This window comes from Vibrio sp. 10N.286.45.E10 (genome assembly GCF_002874195.2).
Lineage (GTDB): Bacteria > Pseudomonadota > Gammaproteobacteria > Enterobacterales > Vibrionaceae > Vibrio > Vibrio crassostreae.
On sequence record NZ_MCWD02000001.1, the window covers coordinates 1,594,734 to 1,620,698 of the forward strand.

The window sequence follows — 25,965 nt, forward strand, 5'->3', positions numbered from 1 at the left end:
TTTATACAAGAATAAACCGCTCACCTGACAGAATTCGTCTGCCGCTATTGCTATCACTGCATATGCCTTTCCTAGTGCGAAAATCATCGACTTATTCCAAAATGATGACAAAACCCAAATAATTGTAAACTTATTGTAAAAATTTCTTTGATGGCATTATTTTTATGTATAGGGTTATCAGTAAGACTTGGTAGGCCGAATATCATAGTCTGATTGATGGACGTACCGAAAGGATCTCCATATAAAACGTGATTAGTAGTTATATTTATTTCGCATTTTGACTTAGTAACAGAGCTTTTGTCGCTACCAAAGAAATATATAAGCTATTGAAATACATAACAAACACAACAACAAACATAATTTAATAAAAAGCAGGGAAAACCATGAAAAACATACGTGAATTATTTTTTGGGTTTATATTATTGTTTAGTTCCAGTGCATTTGCAGAAGAAGGATCATTTAACCAAGCTATCAGCAACTTAAGTCAAAGTGTTGATGGATTTTTCAACGAATACACAGGTTGGTTCGTTGGACTAATATTTAAAAGCGTACCGGTAGGTGAAGCAAGCTTCCCGATTATTGTAGGCTGGCTATTGCTCGCTGCGATCATCTTTACTGTTTACTTTGGCTTTGTTCAATTTAAACGTGTAGGGATGGCAATAGATATTATCAAAGGCAAGTACACCGATCCTAACTCTAAACACGAAGGAGAAGTTTCTCACTTTCAAGCGTTAACAACGGCGCTTTCTGGTACTGTTGGGCTTGGTAATATTGCTGGTGTGGGTGCTGCACTCGCGATTGGTGGTCCTGGCGCGACATTCTGGATGATCTTGTGTGGCCTTCTGGGTATGGCTTCTAAGTTCTGTGAGTGTACCTTAGGTGTGAAATACCGAACTGTCCTACCTTCAGGTGTTGTTTCGGGTGGTCCAATGTACTACCTAAGCCAAGGTCTTGGTGAAAGAGGTTTAGGCGGACTAGGTAAAGTGCTCGCTATTGGTTTCGCATTAATGTGTATTTTGGGCGCATTGGGCGGTGGTAACATGTTCCAAGCTAACCAAGCACACGCCATGTTAACTTACGCATTTGACGTACCAAGTGAATACGGTGTAATCACTGGCCTTGTACTTGCCTCTTTAGTTTTCTCTGTGATTGTTGGTGGTATGCCTTCTATCGCATCGGTAACGGAAAAAGTTGTTCCTTGGATGGCTGCTCTGTATATCGGTATGGCTCTGATTGTTATCGGTTCTAACCTTGATCAAGTTGGTCCTGCGTTCAGCGCAATCTTTACAGGTGCATTTACTGGTGAAGGTGTTGTTGGTGGATTCATTGGAGCGTTAATTCAAGGCTTGAAGCGTGCAACGTTCTCGAACGAAGCAGGTGTAGGTTCAGCAGCTATCGCTCACTCAGCGGTTAAAACAAAAGAACCAATCACCGAAGGTCTAGTATCACTATTAGAACCGTTCGTTGATACAGTAATCATTTGTACAATGACCGCATTGGTTATCACTATCGCTGGTTTAAACGTAGGTCCATTCGATGGTTCTGGTTTAACGGGTGTAACGCTGACTGCTGCATCGTTTACTGAAACGGCAGAAGTATTCAAATACACACTCGCTCTCGCGGTAATCATGTTTGCGTTTTCTACCATGATCTCTTGGTCGTACTACGGTCTTAAAGCTTGGACTTACCTATTTGGTGAAGGCAAAACAACGGAGCTGATTTTCAAAGTGATGTTCTGTGTGTTTGTTGTTATTGGTGCCACGATTCAATTTGGTGCGGTAATCGACTTCTCTGATGCGGCTATCTTTGCGATGTCTATCTTCAACATTCTTGGTCTGTACTTCTTGATGCCAATTGTGAAGAAAGAACTGCAATCATTTGTTGCTCGCGTGAAATCTGGCGAAATCAAAACTTACGAGAAATAACTTCTCTTCGGTGCTTATCGTCAAATAACACTGTTCTAAAAATTTTTGTAATACCCTTTGCTTGAGAAAGCGAGAACAGTACTGCAATTAATCTGAAATCCCTACTGGCTTATTGTTTAGCTCGTAGGGATTTTTGTCTCTGAATTTTCTTGTTCAAGCCGTTCAGGATCTTGGCTTACTTTTTCACGATCCACCAGCTCTTCTACTTCAATCATATCTCGTTGCGCTAATGGCGAGTTACAATCATCAAAACAATAGGCTACGGTGCAGTTCTCACACTGATATTCATTCATGGTTTAATCCCTGTCCATTGAGATGGTCTAATCACAGAATGACAACAGACCGCGTGTTCATCCTAGAACACCGCTATTATGCTGTTTCTCAACCTTATAAATATGCGTGCAAAGTCACCAGATATTCAATTAATCACATATTAAAACCATTTTACGGCTCTAATCACGGATAGCTTGGTAATAGTGTGAAAACGGTTATGGACTAAGCTACGGAACAGATTAACAGCATAAATAAACCATTTGGAACGAAAAACGCCCACACCATTTGCATGATGTGGGCGTTTGAATAGCTATAGCTAAAAACGAATGAGTTAAAGGTTTGAGTCTATAGACCCATCTCTTCGGTTAGCGTTTTGATTTGCTTGAGATCCATGGTGTGGACTTCAATCATTTGTCTGATATCGCTTAGGCGAGAGTTTGCGTTGTCTTGCTTCTCACATGCGTCAGATTTCGCATCCCATGATGTGCCATCTAAGAACACATCACACGCTTTCTTAAGTGAACCAAGGTTCTGTTCAAGCTCGTCTCTTTCTTTCTCAAGCTTTTCAAGCTCTTGAGATATTTGCAATTCTTTACGGAACAGTTCACGAGAACGTTCAAACAAGGTCGACTGCATATCCGCCTGACGGTTTAGCTTTTGATTATCTTGCTCTGTTTTGTCTAGCGTTTGCTTTTGTTCGTTTATTTGCTGTTCTAACGAGTAGTTCGCCTTCTCTAAAACCGCAGACTGTTTCGCTAACTCTTGGAGCTCTTTTTGATGCTCTTCCGCTTGTTTTACTAGCGCGACTTCGACTTTGGCGTCGATCTCGGTATCAACTTTTGCCACCTTAGCTTCAACCGACATCATCAATTCTGTTTTGCTATCACGCAGTTCTTGATAACGAGTTTCGAGTACCTGATAAGTGGACTCCCACTTAGAAGCAGTGACTGTAGAACCGATTAAGCCACCCAGAGCTAGACCTATAACCGCAGCAATGCCGATATAGAGCTGACTGCGTTTATCGCGCTCTTCAATAACAACCACTTCATCTTGTTCGCTTTGTCCAGATTGCTGGTTCACTAGCGGGTACTCCCAAAAATATGTTTAACGTTACGCGGTCACTGGCACTAATACCAATACTGATAGTGTAGGTTCAGTTAAACCTATCGCTCAAGTCAGAAGCACTTAAGCTTTTGCTAACACGTTCATCCCAACTGCTCATAGAGAGGTTTAACGAGTTAACTCCGAAATCATCAAGCTGGCAGTATACAAAAGGAAGCTGCTAACGATAACTATCACTACCCCTTTTTGCAGTTTTTCGTTTGTCCGGTAACGAAATAGTACAAATGCCAAAGCCAATAAAAAAACAATCGCTATTAGTCGAGTCATAACTCCTCCTTGTTTCTCTATTTTATACCATTTAAATAAGCAAGTTACGTCAGAGACTCGTTGTTTGATCATTTAGTTGAACAACATTTGTGCAAACAGATATTTTGTAGCTGACATCACATTTTATATGATCTAGGATACGCCTACAGATTACCTAATTGTTTAGGTAATTGTTCCGATGAAGACTGCAGGAGAGTGGTTTTTAACTAAACTTTAACATTTAGTTAGATTGACCCGCCGAAGAAGTAAATCTTTCAGGTGCTTTATGCTGGAGAAATCCAGAAAAGTGAGGACTGTCGTTGGAGGAACCTCTGGAGAGAACCGTTAGATCGGTCGCCGAAGGAGCAAGCTTAGTGCCCGTCACTTATCTATAAGTGATTCGCTAAGTGAAACTCTCAGGCAAAAGGACAGAGGAGTGGAAAGCAACAAGCCTTAATTAACAAAAGAATTCTATCTAGAAATCCGTATGTATTAAGTAGTGCTACCGATCCCTGTGATCTGCACTGCCTTCCCTCTTCTCCTTAAATTTTTTAATTTATTAAGGGGAATCTATGAACCACCTACAAGCTACACTACAAACCATCAACCAATTCGTTTGGGGACCACCACTGCTTATTCTGCTAGTGGGTACAGGTATCTACTTTACTTTTCGCTTAGGCTTACTCCAGTTTAGACACCTCCCAACCGCACTAAAAATGGTATTCAGCAAAGACAAATCCGGTACGGGTGACGTATCAAGTTTTGCCGCTTTGTGTACCGCGCTTTCAGCGACCATTGGTACTGGTAACATCGTTGGTGTAGCGACCGCAATCAAGATTGGTGGCCCTGGTGCCCTGTTCTGGATGTGGCTTGCCGCTGTATTTGGCATGGCGACCAAATACGCAGAATGTCTACTTGCTGTTAAATACCGCAGAACCGATAGCAATGGCGAAATGGTTGGCGGCCCTATGTACTATCTTCAATACGGTGTTGGCTCAAGAATATTGGCGGTGATGTTCGCTGTGTTCGCTTTGGGTGTTGCCTGCTTCGGTATTGGTACCTTCCCACAAGTTAACGCTATCTTAGATGCAACTGAAATCTCATTTGGCGCTTCTCGTGAGATGTCTGCTGTCGTGCTTACGATATTGGTGGCGGTGGTAACCCTTGGTGGTATCCAATCTATCGCTAAAGTAGCAGGGAAAGTTGTTCCTACTATGGCGGTGATGTACGTCGTCGCGTGTTTAAGCGTTCTGATTTCAAATGCAGACCAACTACTGAATGCCATTGCCCTTGTTGTTACCTCTGCGTTTACAAATACTGCGGCAACAGGCGGTTTCTTTGGTGCGAGCATCATGCTTGCTATCCAATCTGGTATTGCTCGTGGTGTATTCTCTAATGAATCTGGTTTAGGTAGCGCACCAATGGCTGCGGCGGCTGCAAAAACAGATTCATGCGTAAAACAAGGTCTTGTCTCTATGACAGGTACCTTCTTCGACACCATCATCATTTGTACGATGACAGGTTTGGCACTTATCTTAACAGGCGCTTGGCAGACTGACCTTTCTGGTGCTGCGATGACCACTCATGCATTTGCTGTTGGTCTGAATGCAGACACGCTTGGCCCTATGCTGGTTTCAGTTGGCCTAATCTTCTTTGCGTTTACTACGATTTTAGGCTGGAACTACTACGGCGAGCGCTGTGTTGTTTTCTTGCTGGGTACTAAAGCAGTCTTACCTTATAAGATCATCTTCATTGCGTTGGTGGCTTCTGGTGCATTCTTGAAGCTCGACATGATCTGGATATTGGCAGATATCGTCAACGGCCTGATGGCAATTCCAAACCTAATCGGCCTTATCTTACTACGCCATGTTGTTATCGAAGAAACTAAGCTGTTCTTCAAACCTTTAACGTCTTCAAAAGATTGTGAAGTTGTTAAAGCATAATCAGAATTGATTCAACCAAAGCCCGCATTCAAATGCGGGCTTTTTTATATCCCTTCGATACTTAAACTGATTAAATTATTACTATCGTATATCCACAAATAAAATAAGATTTTAATTAGACCACTGTTCTAATTAATTTATTGGTAAAGATTGAACCAAAACTCTCTAATTAAAAGCTCACTAATAAAATCAACACTTAATTAGATGTTACTTATATTTAACAGATTGTGACTAAATGGCAGAGTTTCTTTCATAAACAAATAAAGAACGCTTTTGTTATGACCACTCAAAAACACACCAGAATAAAACATGTGACTTTAATTCATATAATAGTCAGTTTATAGTCATCTAAATTGTTGAGAGAATTATAATAAAAATAAAACGTTGGCTATATGATCAGATTCGACCCGATTAAAAACCGTATTTATAACGACGAACGTTCTATTAAGATAGGATATCGTGAGACTCGCGTTTTAGAGTTATTACTCAAAAACTCACCTGAGATTGTGAACAAACAAGATATTATTAGCTTCGCATGGGGAAGCGAGTTCATTGGGGATACGTCACTTGCGAAGTGTATCAGCTTACTTCGCCAAGGGTTCGTTAAGCTTGGTATCAGAGAAACACCCATCGTCACGGTGCCAAAGGTCGGTTACCGCCTAATTGATGAATGCGTCTTTATTGACTCGCAACCACAAAGCGAAACCACTGTTCCTCTCACTCCTGTGAGTGACAAAGTTCCACTCGGTCATAGTAGTATTGCAGCCTCTATTGCGAGCAACGATACACCTGAATCCAAATCGACTTCACTTGCCTATTCTCAGGTCAGCTTATACAAAAACAGACTGTGTTACTTCATAACGGGCTGTTTGCTGTTGTCCTCGGCACTGTTGGCTTTTGCTAAGGTTCACGATAAAAGCCTTGGTGATATCGCCCCCTTTAACCGACTTAATGAACAATGGGTTGGGCAGGTACAAGTTTTTCAAGAAACAGAGATGTCCTTGAGCCCAGAACTCGAGGCTATTCTCTACAAATACCAATGCGATTGCGTAGCCTACATCAGCGATGAGCCAGGCTATTCAGAACTCTCCATGCTCAACAAGACAACACGTCAGTCCATCAATATCTTTTACACAGCCACGCAGTTAGATCGAGCGAGTGAAGAGATAAAATTATTCCTAAAGAGAGGCCAATTATGATGCCATTCGTAGCTCTGTTTTCCTCGTTAGCGTTATTGATTGGTATATGGAGTATTCCTTCTTCTCCTCCCCAAAAAGACCACCGTTATCAACATAGCGTGGTAGACCTTGTGTTAGATGGAAATGTATTACGAACTGATGGACTCACCAAAATAAGTGATAATAAGGTTCTGCATCTTATGTCCGTCCAAGATGACAACATGCCCGACCCGATTGTTCTACGATTCAGAGGTGAGGCTGGCCCTTCTCAATCCCTATTCTTTTCAATAGCTGGCACTATCGACTTAGTCTCGGTGCAAAAAATAAATAAAACGATGAATGACAGCTTATTGTCGCCCTACCTACTTATCAACAATGACCCTTTAACATTGAAGGTTGATATATTAAGTTCAAATGATCTATTTGCCATCATTCGAACATGTAATACAGGAAGAACTCAACTTTTGGCTAAACGATAATTTATCGCCGTTCGGCCACCAGCTGAATTCATTCCATTTTAATTAACACCGTTCTAAATATTACACATAAAAAACGAATGGTTATATTTATTACTGCATCAGTAAACATCTCTTGCATTTTGAGCATTCAATTAATCGAACGTTTAAAACACTGGATTAAATTTAAACATCCAAGTCTCATTTATCGCTTTACTGTTGACATTTACATCAAATAAAAACGATATGAATAATATATCGCCTTTAGTACTTAACCATTCATTTCGCTCGCGATTGACCACGTCAAAAACTATTTGACGTTAATGTGTCAGTCATAACGCCTCATTTTTCTAAAAACGGTTTGAGCCCTATCAAACATTTTCTTTTTAGTTACAGCCTCTTTCACCGAACAAACAATTGAGACAATACAAACCATTGAATTAAAAGGGTAATTTAATTCAACCCTTTTCAGTATCTATCTATTTATCAACATGAAAAAGTGAACTTGTCTTGTTAACTGCACGGCACAAAAAACATTATCAAAATAGAAAAACTACAAATGAGGGAATTGTTAATGATCCGAATAAACAGAAGTCTCTTAGCAACCGCAGTGTTGTCTGTTCTATCTACTGGCGTAAACGCAAAAATTTACCCAGACCAAATAGTCCATGACCAACTTGGTGACGATGTATGTCGCTCTGGCTATCGCCCGTTAGACCGTTTTGAAGCGGAAGAGCAAAAGAGTGCTTTACTGGCTAGAATGGGCACTTGGCAGATCACAGGCTTAAAAGGAAACTGGGTGATAATGGGCCCGGGATACAACGGCCTTATTAAACAAGACACAACCAACGGCAAAACGTTCTGCTATCCGAACAATGACCAGTCTGAAATTCCAAACTACTCTGCTAAATCGGTTCCAGAAGGCAGCGAGTTGGATGTTCAATACGAGTTGGTCAATAACCGTAACGACTTTGTTCGTCCGTTAAGCTATTTAGCTCACAACCTTGGTTACGCATGGGTTGGCGGCAATAATAGTCAGTACGTGGGTGAAGACATGACGATCAACCGCTCTGGCGACAGCTGGGTGATACAAGGAAACAATGGTGGTTCTTGTAGTGGTTATCGCTGTGGGGAGAAAACCAAAATCACCGTCGACAACTTTGCCTACACCGTTAACGACGACAATTTTTGGCATGGCGATGTTGTTGAATCTGACCGTGAACTAGTGAAGACCGTTTACGCGACAGCAAGAAACAACAGTAATATCGCGCAACAAGTGGTTGTCGACCTGAAAGTAGATGAATCAACAAACTGGTCGAAAACGAACAGCTACGGATTCTCACAAAGTGTTCAAACAGAGAATACGTTTAAGTGGCCTCTTGTTGGCGAAACTAAGCTCACCATTAAGTTCGAAGCCAACCAAAGCTTCTCTAAATCCAATGGTGGCTCCACTAGCGAGCAAGTGACACTTCAAGCGCGCCCTATGGTTCCAGCAAACTCAGAGCTACCGATTCGAGTTGAGTTGTATCGTTCAAGTATCTCCTACCCTTACCGATTCAACGCCGACATTAGTTACGACGTTGAGTTTAACGGTTTCCTTCGTTGGAGTGGCAACGCATGGCACACACATCCGGATAACCGCCCTTACAAAGCCCACACCTTCACTATGGGTCGCGGCAGTGATAAATCTGCAGACATTCGCTACCAATGGGATCACCGATACATTCCAGGTGAAACCAAATGGTGGGACTGGGGCTGGGCAATTAAAGAAGCGGGCTTATCTAGCATGCAATACGCAACAGGCGGAAGCTTACGTCCCTTCCACTCTTACGTATCGGGTGATTTCTACGCAGACTCTCAATTTGCAGGCACCATTGAGATTGGCCAAGCAACACCGATTGCCAACAATCTACGCAGCAAAAGAAGCACTGATTCCGTCAACGAAACTACTGAACGCATTGGCGATATCGAAGTCACCACCAACTTCAATGCTGATGAGTTGAGTGACTTAGGTTTCGAAGGTGCTGAGATGAACATCAGCGTCGTTGAATAGCTACACCGTCAATAATTAGGCTGCAAATAACTACGCTGTGAAGAACTTCGTTGTTTAATAAGAGCGCTATAAAGTTCTACAAGCAATAAAACGCAAAAGCCCACGACACGTCGTGGGCTTTCATATGTTCTATTAAAAAACAGTGAACTACACAGGTTTTTCCATCAGAAGCTTAACGCCCAGCCCCACCAGCACCATGCCAGTCACTCCTTCCATCCACTTCATAAAGCTCGCATTCTTGAGCAAGTTTTTAGCAGAATTAAGAGCGCCAGCCAAACCACACTGCCACACCATCGCAATCATAAAATGGACCGAAGCCATCAACATAGATTGCAATAAAGGCGAACCTTCAGGGTTTACGAACTGAGGTAGAAAAGCCAAGTAGAAAACCGCCGTTTTCGGGTTAAGCACATTAGATAAAAAACCTTCACGCAAAGAACGTTTTGCACTGTAGGCTTGATGCGCTTGCTCGCCAACTTTCAACCCGCCGCCATTTTTCATCAAAGCGCGTAAACTGCTTAAACCAAGCCAAATCAGGTAAACCGCACCCACCATTTTAACGGCTTGAAAGAGTTCAGCTGATTGAGCAAGAATCGCAGAGATACCCACAGCAGAGAAAAAGGCGTGCACATAAAGACCACTACAGATACCAAAGCTGGTCATCACACCGTCAGATAAGCCAGAACGGCTCGTATTGCGAATTACCAAAGCCGTATCTAAACCCGGCGTTAGCGTTAAAATAGTGATGGCAATCAGAAATGCCTCAAAGTTCAAAATATCCATATCATTGTCATTCTTGTTCAGCTATCTATCATCAATACCGTGTATCTGAACAATTCGCAAGCAACAATTGCCATCAGCTATACAACTCACTAAGGCAAGATCATTATAAATTTGAACTTTTCCTAATTTAAGGGATCAGATCTGGTAACTATTATCCATTTAGAGTCTTTTCCATGTCTGATTCGTTTCTAGAGCATTTCGAAAACATCGTTGACCCTCGCATTGAACGATGTAAAAAACACCAACTCTTAGATATTCTTTTACTTGCTATTAGTGCGGTGATTTCTGGCGCGGAGGGCTGGGAGGACATCGAAGATTTCGGCCATAATCGTTTAGATTGGCTTCGTAAATACCGTCCATTCCTCAATGGCATCCCTCGTCACGATACAATTGCAAGAGTTATCACCAAACTCAGAGCAGATGAGATTGAGCAAGCGTTTCAGTCGTGGATGAAGACGCTAGTTCAAACGACAGGCACTGATATCATTGCCGTAGATGGCAAAACAGCACGCCACTCTTTCGATACTCGCGGAAGAAAAAATCCGCTTCATTCGGTGAGTGCGTGGAGTTGCTCCAACCAACTTGTTTTAGGTCAGGCCGCCGTTGACGATAAAAGCAATGAAATAACCGCTATTCCTAAATTGTTAACCTTACTTGATATAGAGAACTGCATCATCACACTCGATGCGATGGGTTGTCAGCGCAAGATTGCCAAACAAATAGTTCAAAGCAAAGCGGACTATGTCTTGGCCCTAAAAGGGAATCACTCAACGATGCAGGCAGAGCTAGAAGCTTGGTGGCATAAGGCGTGTCGAGAGCAATTCACCGAGAAGAACTATGCTCAACACACGGATGTAGACGCAGGACATGGTCGAATCGAGACGCGACACTGTGAGCACCTTGTGGTTGATAAAGAATGGCTGACTAAACAATATCAGTGGGAGGGACTTAGAAGCATTATTAAAATCACTTCTGAGGTCGAGCACTCCATAACAGGCAAGGTTAGCAAAGAGACTCGTTGGTATATCAGTTCACTGGAATTAGATGCAGAACAAGCACTTAAAGCTGTCCGTGGTCATTGGCAAGTAGAGAGTATGCACTGGATGTTAGACATGACCTTCAGAGAAGATGAATGCCGAATTAGAAAAGGAAATGGTGCGTTGGCTTTTAATGCGTTAAGGAAAATAGCCCTCAACTTGTTTAAGTTTGATACAACCCAAAAGATGAGTATGGCTCGAAAGAAAAAGAATGCAGCACTGAATGATGAATACCGCTCAGTGCTTTTAGAGTCTGCGGTTAAAATGCGCTAGCCTTATACAACTCACTGATTTTGTGCACAATGGTACAGTTTAATTTGTTAACAAATAGTAAATTACTGGCATATCACTGCCCTACCTTGTTTAGGCTATATCTTCTACTAAGAAGAACTGCCTCAGAAACAAAGTGAAGTGACCAACTTCAAAGTACTAAACATCGAGATGCCCCTTAAACTGATGCAGCCTTATGGGTCATTTAAAGAAACCAAATTAAGAGTAGTCAAATGAGCGCATTCAAAAAACTAGTCGAACACTCTCAAAAATGTTCACGCTTTCAACACCTAGCCTCTATTTGTGGTTGGGACCAAGCTTCCATGATGCCAGCTGGCGGTAACCAAGCACGTAGTGAAGCGATGGCCGAGCTTTCTGTTCATATTCACGGCCTAAGGACTCAGCCACAACTTGGCGATTGGATTGCAGACGCTGAAAACGAAGCGCTGAACACCGAGCAACAATCGTCACTTCGTGAAATTAAACGCCAGTGGCAACAAGCAAACCTACTTCCAGAAAAACTGGTTGAAGCGAAATCTCTAGCGGGTTCAAAATGTGAACATGCGTGGCGTAGCCAACGCGGTAACAACGACTGGGTTGGTTTTGAAAAGAACTGGCGTGAAGTGGTTGAGTTATCACGTGAAGAAGCACAAATCCGCGCAGATGCCGCTAACTTAACTCCTTATGATGCGATGCTTGATATCTATGAACCGGGCACCAGCTCTGCTTCACTGGATATCTTATTTGCAGACGTTAAAACATGGCTTCCAACCCTGATTGACGAAGTGATCGAAAAGCAATCGAGCGAGCAATTTAACGCGCCATCTGGTATCTACTCGACTGAGAAACAGAAAGCACTGGGTTTAGAAGTCATGAAGCTGCTTCAGTTCGATTTTGAACACGGCCGATTGGATGAAAGTGTTCACCCATTCTGTGGCGGCGTGCCTTCAGACGTGCGTATCACAACGCGCTACGACGAAGCGGAATTCGTTCAAAGCTTAATGGGCATTGTGCATGAAACAGGGCACGCACGTTACGAACAAGGCTTACCAAAACACCTAGCAGGCCAACCGGCGGGCGAAGCACGCTCTATGGGTATCCACGAATCTCAATCTTTGTTCTTCGAGATGCAAGTTGGCCGCAGCGACCCGTTCATCGGGCACTTGGCGAATCTAGCAGGACAGCAGTTCTCAGGCTCGGAATTTGAGAAAGATAACTTCCAGAAGATCTACACACGCGTGAAGAAAGACTTCATCCGAGTAGATGCCGATGAGCTGACCTACCCTGCTCACGTTATCTTACGTTACGAAATTGAACGTGACTTGATCAACGGCAAGATCAAACACACCGATGTCCCTGAACTTTGGAACACTAAGATGCAGTCTTACCTTGGTTTAAGCACTCAAGGCAACTTCACTAACGGCTGTATGCAAGACATCCACTGGACAGACGGCGCATTCGGCTACTTCCCATCTTACACATTAGGTGCGATGTACGCGGCTCAGTTCATGGCTTCAATGAAGAAAACGGTTGATGTGAACTCAGTAATTGAAAGCGGTGATCTATCACCGATCTTCACTTGGTTAGAGTCAAACATTTGGAGCAAAGGGAGCCTGCTGAGTACCGATGATTTGGTGAAAGGCGCGACGGGTGAAACCTTGAATGCTCAATTCTTCAAAGACCATTTAAGAAGCCGTTACCTTTAATGGAATAGGCTGTATAGAACAGCGAATGAATTAAAGGCTGAGCAGATTACTGACTCAGCCTTTTTAATCACATTTTCAAAACATACTTAGGTTGATTTGAAGGCTTTATCCCTTAATCGAACTTAAAAATCACGGAATATCCTGGTACCTGCTAGCACGGAATTGGACAAAAATGCGTTTCGGAAAATAGAACATTAGCAAAACATGAATAACTAAAAGTATGGAAAGTCACTTAACTTGGTATCCAGTGTTGATGGAGCAGGTCATTTTGACAATGAACGTGATTAAAACTGCTCGATAAGTACTTGCAATTCTTGTTCTTGGTTCATGCTCGCTTACGATTCATTCTACCTATCACCACTCCTTATGCTGTCATTAAAATTCTTTATTATTCAGTGAGTTAATTTGCCCGTATTCTCTGGTATCTATTTGAAATACTAGGGAAACAAAAATGAAAAATGGGTTAGTCTGCACATTAGCAGTGATGTTAATTGTAGGGTGCAAAGAATCGAATGAGCCAAACGCTGCTGTAGTGGAACAACCGAGTGTCATATCACACATAGAGAAAACACCTGAGCTAGTCGCGGAATTAAAGGCACAAGAGACAATTGATGCTCAACTTAGGCTGCTTTATGAGCGTTTTGAACCCATGCTTGACCGCAGTGACTCTCTTACTGGTACTGATGCAAACAAAGATGGTATCCGCGATGACATTGAGGCGTTTATTGATGCGTTAGAAGTGCCCGAGCCTGTCCGAAAAGCCTTAAAACAAGAGGCTCGGCAAGCACAAGAAAGTCTCTATCACGACTGGAGTGCAAAGACTGAAACCAATATAAAGAAGGCACTAGCAATCGCTAATAAATATGGGAAGGTCATTGCTTGTAAGAAGTTTATTGGTATACCAGTAAGAGATAGAACCAATACTGGGAGAACTATCGATGCGCTCACTTACAATACTAAAGCTCGTTCCATTGTCTACTTGGCTTATAATCACTTGTTAGATGGCTCAGTAAGTTCCTCTCTGAAAGCTGAGGCTAACTACTGTGAATAAGCTAGTCACCCCGTTCAAATCTCCCCCTTAATTGATATTTTCCCCCTTTTTTGAAACACAGAAAAGGCGGAGGGTAAGAACATCTAACTTTCTATTTTTGTTTGTTATGCCCCTATGCAAACTCTTTATTATTCAGTGAGTTAATTTATCCGTATTCTCTGGTATCTATTTGAAATACTAGGGAAACAAAAATGAAAAATGGGTTAGTCTGCACATTAGCAGTGATGTTAATTGTAGGGTGCAAAGAATCGAATGAGCCAAACGCTGCTGTAGTGGAACAACCGAGTGTCATATCACACATAGAGAAAACACCTGAGCTAGTCGCGGAATTAAAGGCACAAGAGACAATTGATGCTCAACTTAGGCTTCTATATGAGCGTTTTGAACCCATGCTTGACCGCAGCGACTCTCTTACTGGTACGGATGCAAACAATGATGGTCTCCGCGATGACATTGAGGCGTTTATCGATGCGTTAGAAGTGACCGAGCCAGTCCGAAAAGCCTTAAAACAAGAGGCTCGGCAGGCACAAGAAAGTCTTTATCACGACTGGAATGCAAAGACCGATGCGAACATCAGAAAAGCACTCGACATTTCATACAAATACGACAAAGTACTCGCTTGTAAAGAGTTTGTTGGTATTCCTGTAAGAGATATAACCAATACAGGAAGAACCGTTGATGCGCTCACTTACAATACCAAAGCCCGCACTATGACTTACTTGGCTTACAATCACCTATTAAATGGTTCCGTAAGTACGCTCCTTGCTGCGGAGGCACAATATTGTGAATAAGCCAACAATATCACTCATGATTGCTGCTCTGCTGCCATTTAATGCAATCGCCAACTCATGCAAAATTGAAGGTTACACCATCGGTTTTTTTAACGGTGTTGCAACAACTGAAAAACAAGCCAAAGAAGGGATAAAAGAAATAAAATCCACTATAGATATCAACCAATACAACGGTGAGTCTGTCGAATACCAGCTTTTCTACAACGATTCTTATATTGAAGGAAGTGGCCTTAACGTACTGGCTGATTTTGCTGAAACCTTTGACCAAAGAACTTACGAGTTAGAGCAGAAACAATTCGACCGTTGGGAGGCCTTTTGGGACATTGTGAGCGGTAGGCAAAACAGCGCTATCATCCAAAAAATCAGCGCCACTTTTGCTTGGTTTGCTGGGTTTGTTCTCGACTTCACAAACCAAACCATCAATGCAACTATCACGACATTTTTAAAAGAATTAGCCTCACTTGTTGATGCCCCCGAAACTAGCCAGACTAGAATGCAGCATCATCTTTTAAATGACTCTCTTACGTGGAAAGGAAAAAAGCTCATTTACATCGCTCATTCACAAGGGAACTTATGGGTAAACGAATCATACAAGCATGTTACATCCCAATACGGTTACAGTGCCGATAACATTCACGTTGTTCACATCGCTCCCGCTTCCCCAACCCTTAGCCCGGACAGTGATTATATTTTATCGACCTCAGATCTTGTGATTAATGGGCTGAACTTTACAGGGATAGGCAGCGTTCCGCCTCCCAACACCACGATAGCACCGAGTAAATTAGACTTTGCGGGACACGGACTCATTCCTATTTACCTCACTCACCCCAAATCCATTGAGAAAATCAAAGCGTCGGTCGATAAAGCTTTTACCTCTCTTACTAAACCTGAGATGGAAGATTTTTTGTTTAAAATTGAGTTCGATTATAGTGTTAGTTATGACGCACTTCATGATAATCCTGTTTATGAAATTGTTGACGCTAATAAAACTGACGATTTTGGGTCTTACCTAAAGAGTCCTTCTTTTTATCTCAGCCCGAAAAATGAGTCTTGGCCTAAGAAGACGGTGGATTCTTATATACAAGATGAGGATAGATTGCCATTTAGAGTTGAGAACAATGCTGTGGTTTTGTTTGATACTTGTAAAAGCCCGAACGAGGCAATGAATGACATTCCATCGATTCCCTCGCAAGACACTTATATGTTCGTACAATGGCGAAATTTAAAACGCTTTGAGCGAGGTACATTTAAAGATATTTGGAGGTCAAGAAAGATGACCGATAGATATGGATTGGTAGATGAAACCCCAATAGCATTTCGAGATATGGACGACGACTATTTCATTTGTGCTGGGGATGGAGATGCGATTGAACTAGAAGCAACACAACACTTTGATCTGCACCAGAAGTTTTGGACACTGAGTTAAGTGAGTACAATCACTAACGAGGTGAACAATGACAACTAAGAAAACACGAATCAAACATGCTCCTGAATTTAAATCCGAAGCACTTAAGTTGGCAGAGAAAGTCGGTGTCGCTGCTGCGGCACGACAGCTATCGTTGTATGAATCTCAAATTTATGGATGGCGTAAAGCCGTCAAAAAAGATGCGAAAATCAGCGATAGAGAAAGGGAACTCGCCACTGAAAATGCCAAACTCAAACGGTTATTGGCTGAGCAAGCTGAAGAGCTAGATATCGTAAAAAAGGCCGCCACCTACTTCGCGAAAAATCTAAAGTAGATTGCTATGAGTTTATGCTCGAACACCTTATGCAATATAGGATTGTCCGTATGGCTAAGGTGTTTGGGGTTTCTCGAAGTGGGTTTTATTATTGGATTGATAATCGCCATAAAGTCACTCAACGCAACGAGCACCGAAAGCAGCTTGACAGCAAAGTTCGAGAAGTCTTTGATGATAAAAAGGAACGCGACGGTGCAAGGCGTATTCAAAAAGAACTTGAGGCAAATGGTAATAAGCACGATGTAAAAACCATTGCCACGAGCATGAAGCGCCAGAGCTTAGTCGCGAAGGCAGCCCGTAAGTTTAAATGTACGACAGACAGCAAGCATAGGCTTCCTGTTGCCCCGAACTTGCTAGAGCAAGATTTTAATGCGACAGCACCAAACCAAAAATGGGCTGGAGATATTACCTATCTAGCGACAAGCGAAGGTTGGATGTATTTGGCGGTTGTTATCGACTTGTACTCACGGCAAGTAGTTGGTTGGTCAATGAGCACCAGAATGACCGCGACTCTGGTCTGTGATGCGCTATCAATGGCATTGTTCCGTAGAGGCATGCCCGAAGGGGTAATTATCCATAGTGATAGAGGTAGCCAATATTGTTCAAAAGATTACAGAGACTTAATCTCAGCCCATAATCTAAAACAAAGTATGAGTAGGAGAGGAAATTGCTGGGATAACGCCTGTGTTGAAAGCTTTTTCCACTCAATGAAAGTAGAAGCCGTTCAATACGAGCCGATAATGACGCGAGAAGAGATGCGCCAAGCACTTTTTGAATATATCGAAGTTGATTATAATCGAACAAGAAGGCACAGTGCCCTTGGGTATCTAAGTCCAGTTAACTTTGAAAAACAATATGTCGCTTAATGCGGTGTCCAGTCTAACTGGAGCAGATCACTTTTATAATGAGGAGCAACGTCAGTATTTAGTCACTCAGCATTTGTCTGGACGCTATGATGTGTCGGCACGTTATGCAGTACCTTTTCAAAGTTTTCATCCTACTAATCTCTGTCAAGGCCATTGATTGCTAGCCTTGTCAATATAATCAATGCATTAGTGAAAAATCTCATCAACTAATCGCTAAATGACTAATAATATGTAGTCATGATTCAGATAACTATTAATAAGTAAAAACAGTATTAGCAAGATGCTGATGAGTATCAACTCTAAATGATAATGGTCGGGTAGACGACACTTGTTACCAAGTGCCGTCCCCCTAAGAACCCAGCGTGCAACTTTCACTGCACTAGGCTCAAGCCTTCACGAAGGCATCGTTTGATACCCAGCAACTTATAAAGCAGCGAGAGTAGGCTCCTTCCAAGAGTTGCGAGCTTGCCTTTTTGACTTTCTCTTAGCCAAGTATTCTTGGTGTTGAGGGTCATATGGTGTCGCTGCACTTCGGATTTTTACATGTCTCTCGATCGGTACTTTGTAGTGGTCAACTGATATTGGCCACGTTCCTAGAGTTTAACCAGAACAATCGTTCTGATTCATTGGGAGTCAAACCACCGTTGTATTGGTGCGGGCGGAGTTGGCAATAATACCCAATAATGTATCGAGTAATTTCTTGTTGTGCCTCTGCAAAGCTCCGATAACCTACTGTAGGTATCCATTCCGTCTTCAAGCTTCTAAAGAAGCGTTCCATTGGTGCATTATCCCAGCAATTTCCTCGTCGAGATAAGCTTTGCTTGATCTGAAAGCGCCACAGTAATTGCCGATAACTTCGGCTTGTATAATGACTGCCTTGATCGCTGTGAAACATGACGCCCTGTGGTTTACCACGAGACTCATAAGCCATGGCAAGAGCCTTACGAGTTAATCGACTATCGGGCGATAATGACATTGCCCAACCAATCGTTTTTCTAGCGAACAGGTCTAAAACTACGGCTAAGTACATCCAACGATAGCCAGTCCAAACATAAGTAACGTCACCAACCCAAACTCTGTTTGGCTCCGTAACTGCAAACTGGCGGCCTAAGAGGTTTGGGATCTCAATATGTTCTTGTGATGCTTTACGATACCTGTGTTTTGGCACTTGGCAGCTCACTAGACCAAGGGCTTTCATGAACTTCGTTGCTCTGTAGCGACTCAGGTTAGTTCCCTGACTCGTTATTATGTCTGCAATGGTTCTCGCTCCCGCAGAACCGTTGCTTGCGGCATGTGCCTCGCTAACTAAACTACGGAGCTTTGCTGTTTCGGCATCAATTTCTACTGGACGTTTTCGCCAGTAGTTATAACTGCTTCGATGAACATTGAACACTTCACATAATATTTTTACGCTGTGGCTCTGCTTGAGTTTCTTGATTATCAAGAATTGTTCAGTGAGTCCGACATCAACAGAGCCGTGGCTTTTTTTAATATTTCATTATGCTCTTCAAGGCGAGCTAACTTCTTTTTTAATTCACGTATTTCAATTTGCTCAGGCGTCATCGGCGATGCTTTAGGTGCTTTCCCCTGACGTTCCTCTTTTAGTTGGCGAACCCACTTATCCATCGTGGACTTCCCAACATTCATAGCTTGAGCAGCCTCTGTCACAGAGTGGTTCTGATCTAGAACCAGTTGTGCCGCTTCTAATTTGAATTCAGCGCTAAATAGTCTTCTTGTACGTTTTGTCATAGTGTCACCTGTTAACTTATGAGGTGATGATATCACCTCTAACTAAGTGACCAAATTCAGCGTACCACTACAAGAGTAATGATGGTTAGCGCGCAATAATGTCAATACACATGTAAACAATGAAGAAAATAGATGAGTCATAACTGTCTCCTAAATAAAGAAGCCACGTCCCTGTGCATTAAAAACTAATTTATATGAGTGTTGAAGAATTGCCCGAGTTCTTTTAAGGCATCATCGGATTCTGGCATATCACTCAAAATGCCATTCATATAATCACCATGTGACTGGCCGTCATAAATATGAAGCTCTGATTCAATATCAACGCTACGCAACAAACGGTGCATGCGTACAGTATCGCTTAGCAATAAATCCCGTGTCCCGGAGACAAAAATCGTTGGCGGAAACTCTTCAATTTGAGCATAAATTGGCGATAACAGCGGTGAGTCTAGAGGCTCGCCTCCTGCATATAAGTCAAACGTACCTTGAATCAAACCCTCTCTCTGGCCAAGCGCATCAAGTCCTTTTAAAGTATGCCAGGAGTCTGAGGTCTCCTTTAGGTCGACCGCTGGCGTTCCAACAAACAGTGCACCAGGCATAGGTAAATCGAGCTCCTGTAGCTTAAGTGTCGTGGCAAGCGTTAAATTCCCGCCTGCTGATGAGCCAAACAACGCGGTAGATTCCGCTTTTTGAGTTTTAATCAGCTCTTCCCATACTGCTGCAACATCGTTAATAGCAGCAGGAAATGGATGCAGTGGCGGCTGGCGATAATCAACCGAAATCACTTGCGCCCCTAACCCGTTAGCCACCCATATAGCTTCTCGCAACGCAGACTCTCCTCCACCAAATACAAACGCTCCCCCATGAATATGTACTAGCCATTTATCTTTGTATTCGGGGGTAATGTTCTTCGGTGTAACAAAGAAAGTATCCACCCCCGCAAACTGCTTAGCTTCATATGTCACCTCTAAACGTTCGAGGGCTTCCTGCGCTATCTCCATACCTGGAGTATCAAATACTGCTTGCAGGGCGAGCCACTCTTTCGCTGTAGATGGAACCGGAAGTGGCGGAGTGACTTCCCGGCGTTCAATTATCTGAGCCAGTTCGGCGGAAATACCAGTAGGGGTTGGAATAATACGTTCTGTCAGTGTCATTTTAGCGAAGGCAGCCGAGCTTGATAAACCTAACAATAATGCAGGAACAACTGTGCGTAGTGGTTTTAATTTCATAATAACTCCAGAGGTGAATTTCAAAGCCGCGATTGGCTAACTGGGGTCATTATTGCTGTCGAAAAACATAGATACGATGAATTAGAGAAATTCAAATTTGCCAATTAAGAACCACCCATAATGCATTTCTCTAATTCATATCTTATGTCGTCACTCAATGAGATAACACCAGTGACAACAAGAGGAGGATGTATGGAATACTTACCCATAGGCATAATAGCCTTAACTTATTTATTATTTTTCATAACTTTAGTTTCTAGACTCGCTCTCTAATCATTCGGCGATTCACTTAGTTTGAGTCGAACATTTGGATCAGAGGCAGCCTACTAACTACTGATGATTTGGTTAAAGGCTCGACAGGTGAAACACTCAATGCTCAATACTTCAAAGATCATTTGAGAAGTCGTTACCTATAATTCTCGGTTAGACAGCACAAGAAAAGGCTGAGCAGATCACTGACTCAACCTTTTTGCTTTCAAGACCTCTAACCATTAATCGCCTTTCAACATATCTAAAAAGATCTGTCTGGATTCTGGCGTGTTGTCCCTGTGGGTTTCGTACTTTATATGTGCCTCTGCAACGGCAGATTGAGACAACTTGATGCTCCAAAGTGCTTGCAGTTGGTTCGGTACAATTGAATATCGAACATCGATAACACGCAGCTCATCCGTTGGATCCTGTGCAATATAACCATTCGAGAACCAACGGAAACGTTCAATGTCTTTGGCTTGTTGGGAATTAGGATCAAGCCAGGGGAAATCCTGACTCACATTCAGTTTAGCAATAGAGTCTCCAGGATAGGTTTTAACGGAAGTGCCGACTCGAACAGCATCTACGTAGTATCTAGATTCGGTTTCGTACACCACTTTCCACACTAAGATATTCGCAAAACTCGGTTTAGCCTCTAAGCGAATAGGCGTATGTTGGCGTTCTTGTGCTAATTGCCATCCTATCGCTTCTACTCTATCCCTTTGTATCATGCCTAACGTCGGATAAATCAAAGCCCACAGAAACGCAATACGCGCTAACCAAGGTGTTCGCTTCCATGTCGCCAACACCAACAATATTAAGATAGGAATGGTATAGACAGGGTCGATAATCGAAATGGTATTCCAAGCATAACGTTCGTTGGTGAACGGCCAGAACAGTTGAGTGCCATAAGTGGTACAAGCATCTAACAGTGCATGAGTACCGTATCCCAATGCACAAAACAGCCAACTTTGTTTAAAAGAAAGCCCACATCTTTTTGCAATCAGATGATGTAGAACCAAGGCACAGATCAAACTGCCAATGGGAATAAAGAACAGTGAATGGGTAAATTGTCGATGAAATTCCAAAGCCAATAAAGGGTCACTTTGAGACTTAATCAATGCATCTAAATCTGGTGCCAACCCGGAGAGCAGACCTAATACCCTAGCAACAACCAAATGTTGTTTTTTACTCGCCGATTGTGACAAAGAAGCACCTAGCACGCCCTGCGTTAACGGATCCATAAATCACTCACTTTTAGCATTCCCTTGAACTGAACAAGTACATTTAGCTATAGCAGTGAATCCGGTTAAACAACAAGATTTTGTCAACAGACTCATAGACATAATCGTATAAATGTAGACAGGCAAACAAAAAGAGCAGCCTGAGGACTGCTCCTTGTTCGGTTATGTACGCATCATCAAGTGTTCTTATTTACGAACGGATGAAGGTCACTAACCATCATTAACGAGCCACCATACTTGCCGCGATAACAACCAACAGTACTGAGAAGATCTTCTTGATGGTTGGAACGGGTAAATGGTTTGTTGCTTTTGCACCTAAAGGTGCGGTGAACCAAGACGTGCACACAATACCCAGCAGCGCAGGCAGATAAACAAAGCCAGCAAAACCGTCGGTTAGCGCAAAGTGGCTGCTACCCGAAGTGATGTAACCTATCGAGCCAAATAGCGCGATCACAATGCCACAAGCCGACGCGCAGCCAATCGCCTTTTTCATATCGACCGAAAAGAACGTTAATAGCGGGACCAGCAATGCACCGCCACCAATCCCTATCATTGCAGACAAGCCGCCAGTAATGGTCGTCAGAACCGTTAATACACCTTTATTCGGTAGCTTTCGTTCCTTAGATGCGTCATTTTTGCTGCTTAAGAACATCTTGATCGCAATAAGAACCACGCTCACGGCAAACACAATACGAACAACTTTCTCGGGCAACAGAGCCGCCATAAAGCCACTAATCAGTGCGCCCAGAGCAACACCAAGCATGATCCAAGGCGCAATATTCCAAGGCACATTTCCATTCTTATGGTGAGCTAGCGCAGAAGAAGTTGAAGTAAATAGAATCGAGGCTAGCGAAGTGGCAATTGCAGCAACAACCACTTGGTCGGACGGTAGAACGTCTAAATACAGTAAAATGCTGCTTAGCACAGGCACAATGATCAGCCCTCCGCCAATGCCTAACAAACCGGCTAGAAACCCAACACCACTGCCTAATAACGCACAGTAGAAAATCAACAACAGCAATTCACTCATTTCATCCATCTCTTAATTAAATTAATTGTCTTAAATAACACACAGTTAATGTGGTTATATTTCCATCAAGATAATTAATATAACTGACACCAGCTTTGATTTTCAAACAGATAGATCATGAATATTCCTCATGTTGATTGTGAAGTATTACCATTGTTAATCCTCCCACCTTCCAAGTATAAAAATATTAAACGATTAACTTAATGCGACATATTTAAAGAATATAGCCAGCACTCTTAATACGGTCACAAGCGAAAATAACGCACTGGTATAAAAGACCGAGAGAAAGTCAGACAACGAATTGGGAATAAAAAAGTATGAATAGCGAATTTAACTTTACGATTAAGAGCATCAGCCTCGACGAAAACTACACACCTTCAGACAGCACGCGCATCACCACCAACTTCGCAAATTTGGCGAGAGGTGAAAGCCGCCAAGCTAACTTACGTAATGCTTTACAGATGATTGATAACAGCTTCAATGCTCTAGCACATTGGGACAACCCAAAAGGCGACCGCTACTCTGTAGAGCTTGAAATCATTTCTGTTGATATGGACATTGAAAGCAACGGCGAAGCCTTCCCTTCAATTGAAGTTCTGAAAACAAACATTCTGGACCACAAAACGAAGGAGCGCATTGAAGGTATTATCGGTAATAACTTCTCTTCTTATGTTCGTGATTATGACTTCAGCGTATTACTTTTGGATCATAATAAAGACCAAGATAAATTCAGTATTCCAGCCGATTTTGGTGATTTGCACGGCAAGCTGTTTAAATATTTCGTTAACTCTCAAGCGTACAAAGAGAACTTTAAGAAACCACCTGTTATTTGTTTGAGTGTTTCAGATAATAAAACCTATTACCGAACTGAAAATCAACACCCTGTATTAGGCTTTGAATACCAACCTAACGAGTCTTCTTTAACTGAACAATATTTCAAGAAGATGGGATTACAGGTTCGTTATTTCATGCCGCCAAATAGTGTTGCTCCTCTGGCTTTCTATTTCTTTGGTGATCTGCTGAACGATTACTCTAACCTAGAGCTTATAAGCACCATCAGTACCATGGGTACGTTCCAGAAAATCTACCGCCCTGAAATCTACAACGCGAATGCTGTTGCAGGTAACTGTTACCAACCAAACTTGAAAAACTTGGATCACTCACTGACTCAAATCGTGTATGACCGTGAAGAACGAAGCAAGCTAGCTGTTGAACAAGGTAAGTTCGCAGAAGAAAACTTCATTAAGCCATATCAGTCGGTGCTAGAAAACTGGTCTGCCAACTACGCGCTGTAATCGTTCGATTTTACGCGCAATAGGAAACATACGCTCCACTTTTGGAATCTAAGGACAGGCAGAATTATTATGAAAACACTATTACCGACTTCAACAGCAGGCAGCTTGCCTAAGCCGTCTTGGCTAGCACAGCCAGAAACACTTTGGTCTCCATGGAAACTGGAAGGCGATGAACTCACAGACGGCAAACAAGATGCGCTGCGTGTGTCTCTGCATGAACAACAGCAAGCAGGCATCGATATAGTGAGTGATGGCGAACAAACCCGCCAGCACTTTGTAACGACCTTCATTGAACATCTGAATGGCGTTGATTTTGAAAAGCGTGAAACCGTTAAAATCCGCGACCGCTACGATGCGAGTGTACCGACAGTGGTTGGCCCAGTTTCTCGTCAGAAATCCGTGTTTGTTGAAGATGCGAAATTCTTACGTCAGCAAACCGACCAACCGATCAAATGGGCTCTGCCGGGTCCTATGACCATGATAGATACACTTTACGATGCACATTACCAAAGCCGTGAAAAACTGGCGTGGGAATTTGCAAAGATCCTCAACGAAGAAGCGAAAGAATTAGAAGCTGCAGGCGTTGATATTATTCAGTTCGATGAGCCTGCATTTAACGTGTTCTTTGATGAAGTGAACGATTGGGGTATCGCTTGTTTAGAAAGGGCCATTGAAGGGCTTAAATGCGAAACCGCAGTACACATTTGCTATGGCTACGGAATCAAAGCAAACACAGATTGGAAGAAGACATTAGGCACTGAGTGGCGCCAATATGAAGAAGTCTTCCCTAAGCTGCAGCAATCGAATATCGATATCATCTCATTAGAGTGTCACAACTCTCATGTACCACTTGAACTTCTTGAACTTGTTCGCGGCAAGAAAGTGATGGTTGGCGCTATTGATGTTGCTACAGATTCTATTGAAACACCGGAAGAAGTGGCCAGCACTCTAAGAGAAACACTTAAGTATGTTGATGCAGACAAGCTCTACCCTTGCACCAACTGCGGTATGGCTCTCCTACCTCGCGACATTGCCTCAGCTAAGCTGAATGCACTCAGCGCTGGCGCAGAGATCGTTCGTAAAGAGCTTTCAGCGTAACGGCTGATCTGAATAGAAAAGCTAAATCTTGAAGCCTAAGTATCGAATGATGCTTAGGTTTTTTCTATATTAGTACATGCTCTTTATACGCAGCTGCTTACCAGCGACTGCAGTGCTGGCTTTCACAAGGAATACCATCACGATCACCATCTATTTTCACATTTGGACAGTTTGCCAAATAAAACTTTGCTTCATCACAAGATAGCATCTCACTACAATGCGTTTTACCTTGGCAGCTAAACCCCATGTTCTCATATGCGGGATTTAACTTAGGCTCCAATACCAAAAGATACAAACCTGCGCCAATAAGCCCGACGAAAAGTGCAGACAAAATAAGTGATAAAGGATTGGATTTAAGTGGATCTATACCAACTAACTGAGCACTCGAAGCGCTGAGTTTAGAAGTACTATGTGATAGTTGAAATTCAACGCTATCTCCCACTTTGGGAGAGCGATAACCCTTTCGAAATTTGGATATATGAACAAAAATATCGCCCTTTAATTCATCGGAGTTGATGAATCCAAACCCCCTATCATCAACCCATCGAACAATTTTTCCATTCATAACTATTCCTTTCTAAACCGTCTCTTGCGCTTAGTTCAAATAACTAACAATATTCCGTTACGTGTAATAGG

General features: G+C 42.5%; 21 protein-coding genes, 1 pseudogene and 1 riboswitch. Of the genes and pseudogenes, 14 read left to right on the top strand and 8 right to left on the bottom strand.

Features of this window, described 5'->3' with window-relative positions:
* The first annotated feature begins 383 nt into the window (after positions 1-383).
* Complete coding sequence (locus tag BCU34_RS07160; RefSeq protein WP_055318313.1) at positions 384-1,925, top strand: alanine/glycine:cation symporter family protein; 1,542 nt, start codon at positions 384-386, stop codon at positions 1,923-1,925.
* A 116-nt stretch (positions 1,926-2,041) separates the two neighbouring features.
* Here the strand turns inward: BCU34_RS07160 and BCU34_RS07165 are convergent, their stop codons facing one another.
* The gene (locus tag BCU34_RS07165) at positions 2,042-2,218 is read right to left on the bottom strand and encodes a hypothetical protein (RefSeq protein ID WP_170960892.1); all 177 of its coding nucleotides are present in this window, start codon (positions 2,216-2,218) and stop codon (positions 2,042-2,044) included.
* Positions 2,219-2,543: 325 nt separating this feature from the next.
* Entirely contained in the window at positions 2,544-3,278 is a 735-nt protein-coding gene (locus BCU34_RS07170; RefSeq protein ID WP_102480155.1) for a chromosome partitioning protein ParA, read from the bottom strand.
* 610 nt (positions 3,279-3,888) lie between these two features.
* Positions 3,889-4,008: riboswitch (glycine riboswitch) on the top strand.
* A 130-nt stretch (positions 4,009-4,138) separates the two neighbouring features.
* Here BCU34_RS07170 and BCU34_RS07175 point away from each other — a divergent pair.
* From BCU34_RS07175 to BCU34_RS07190, 4 genes are all read left to right on the top strand, one after another.
* Positions 4,139-5,509, top strand: a complete 1,371-nt coding sequence (locus BCU34_RS07175) for an alanine/glycine:cation symporter family protein (protein ID WP_102480143.1) — start codon at positions 4,139-4,141, stop codon at positions 5,507-5,509.
* 392 nt (positions 5,510-5,901) lie between these two features.
* Positions 5,902-6,708 (top strand): winged helix-turn-helix domain-containing protein, encoded by an 807-nt coding sequence (locus BCU34_RS07180; protein ID WP_102479689.1) that lies wholly within the window; start codon positions 5,902-5,904, stop codon positions 6,706-6,708.
* Positions 6,705-7,166: a hypothetical protein gene (locus BCU34_RS07185; protein ID WP_102479690.1), complete on the top strand. Its 462-nt coding sequence runs from the start codon at positions 6,705-6,707 to the stop codon at positions 7,164-7,166. Before BCU34_RS07180 ends, BCU34_RS07185 begins: the two co-directional genes overlap by 4 nt.
* A 550-nt stretch (positions 7,167-7,716) precedes the next feature.
* Positions 7,717-9,195, top strand: coding sequence for an aerolysin family beta-barrel pore-forming toxin (locus tag BCU34_RS07190; RefSeq protein ID WP_048662198.1), 1,479 nt, complete (start codon positions 7,717-7,719; stop codon positions 9,193-9,195).
* 147 nt (positions 9,196-9,342) lie between these two features.
* Here BCU34_RS07190 and BCU34_RS07195 read toward each other — a convergent pair whose 3' ends face one another.
* Entirely contained in the window at positions 9,343-9,978 is a 636-nt protein-coding gene (locus BCU34_RS07195; RefSeq protein WP_102479691.1) for a LysE family translocator, read from the bottom strand.
* A gap of 173 nt (positions 9,979-10,151) precedes the next feature.
* Here BCU34_RS07195 and BCU34_RS07200 point away from each other — a divergent pair, with 173 nt between their 5' ends.
* The 6 genes from BCU34_RS07200 (at position 10,152) to BCU34_RS07225 (ending at position 17,438) form a co-directional block, all read left to right on the top strand.
* Positions 10,152-11,288, top strand: coding sequence for an ISAs1 family transposase (locus BCU34_RS07200; protein WP_108145141.1), 1,137 nt, complete (start codon positions 10,152-10,154; stop codon positions 11,286-11,288).
* Positions 11,289-11,518: 230 nt separating this feature from the next.
* Entirely contained in the window at positions 11,519-12,991 is a 1,473-nt protein-coding gene (locus BCU34_RS07205; protein ID WP_102479245.1) for a carboxypeptidase M32, read from the top strand.
* A gap of 451 nt (positions 12,992-13,442) precedes the next feature.
* Positions 13,443-14,042, top strand: coding sequence for a chromosome partitioning protein ParA (locus BCU34_RS07210; RefSeq protein ID WP_102479246.1), 600 nt, complete (start codon positions 13,443-13,445; stop codon positions 14,040-14,042).
* Between the two features lie 191 nt (positions 14,043-14,233).
* Positions 14,234-14,833, top strand: a complete 600-nt coding sequence (locus BCU34_RS07215) for a chromosome partitioning protein ParA (protein ID WP_108167828.1) — start codon at positions 14,234-14,236, stop codon at positions 14,831-14,833.
* Between the two features lie 16 nt (positions 14,834-14,849).
* Entirely contained in the window at positions 14,850-16,259 is a 1,410-nt protein-coding gene (locus tag BCU34_RS07220) for a hypothetical protein (RefSeq protein WP_258186905.1), read from the top strand.
* Positions 16,260-16,287: 28 nt separating this feature from the next.
* A protein-coding gene (locus tag BCU34_RS07225; protein WP_413286266.1) for an IS3 family transposase occupies positions 16,288-17,438 on the top strand; the annotation gives its coding sequence in 2 pieces (ribosomal slippage) (positions 16,288-16,531 and positions 16,531-17,438; 1,152 coding nt in all).
* A 571-nt stretch (positions 17,439-18,009) separates the two neighbouring features.
* Here the strand turns inward: BCU34_RS07225 and BCU34_RS07230 are convergent.
* Positions 18,010-19,187, bottom strand: a protein-coding gene (locus BCU34_RS07230) for an IS3 family transposase (protein WP_102420178.1) whose coding sequence is annotated in 2 segments (ribosomal slippage) — positions 18,010-18,929 and positions 18,929-19,187 — 1,179 coding nt in all. Because the reading frame shifts where the segments join, the coding sequence is not laid out codon by codon here.
* A gap of 185 nt (positions 19,188-19,372) precedes the next feature.
* Entirely contained in the window at positions 19,373-20,413 is a 1,041-nt protein-coding gene (locus BCU34_RS07235) for an alpha/beta hydrolase (RefSeq protein WP_102480854.1), read from the bottom strand.
* Positions 20,414-20,709: 296 nt separating this feature from the next.
* Between BCU34_RS07235 and BCU34_RS07240 the strand changes: the two are divergent.
* Positions 20,710-20,829 (top strand): annotated as a pseudogene (locus BCU34_RS07240) (carboxypeptidase); the annotation flags it as partial.
* A 75-nt stretch (positions 20,830-20,904) separates the two neighbouring features.
* Here the strand turns inward: BCU34_RS07240 and BCU34_RS07245 are convergent.
* Together BCU34_RS07245 and BCU34_RS07250 are read right to left on the bottom strand one after the other, a co-directional pair.
* A complete protein-coding gene (locus BCU34_RS07245) occupies positions 20,905-21,906 on the bottom strand; it encodes a metal-dependent hydrolase (protein ID WP_102480853.1) in 1,002 nt (333 codons plus the stop codon).
* Between the two features lie 220 nt (positions 21,907-22,126).
* On the bottom strand, positions 22,127-22,936 hold the full coding sequence (locus tag BCU34_RS07250) for a sulfite exporter TauE/SafE family protein (protein WP_102480855.1): 810 nt from the start codon (positions 22,934-22,936) through the stop codon (positions 22,127-22,129).
* 317 nt (positions 22,937-23,253) lie between these two features.
* Here BCU34_RS07250 and BCU34_RS07255 point away from each other — a divergent pair, with 317 nt between their 5' ends.
* Entirely contained in the window at positions 23,254-24,231 is a 978-nt protein-coding gene (locus BCU34_RS07255; protein WP_102480852.1) for a DUF1852 domain-containing protein, read from the top strand.
* A gap of 69 nt (positions 24,232-24,300) precedes the next feature.
* On the top strand, positions 24,301-25,329 hold the full coding sequence (locus BCU34_RS07260; RefSeq protein WP_102480851.1) for a methionine synthase: 1,029 nt from the start codon (positions 24,301-24,303) through the stop codon (positions 25,327-25,329).
* A gap of 97 nt (positions 25,330-25,426) precedes the next feature.
* Here the strand turns inward: BCU34_RS07260 and BCU34_RS07265 are convergent, their stop codons facing one another.
* On the bottom strand, positions 25,427-25,894 hold the full coding sequence (locus tag BCU34_RS07265) for a cold shock domain-containing protein (RefSeq protein ID WP_102480850.1): 468 nt from the start codon (positions 25,892-25,894) through the stop codon (positions 25,427-25,429).
* Positions 25,895-25,965: the final 71 nt, after the last annotated feature.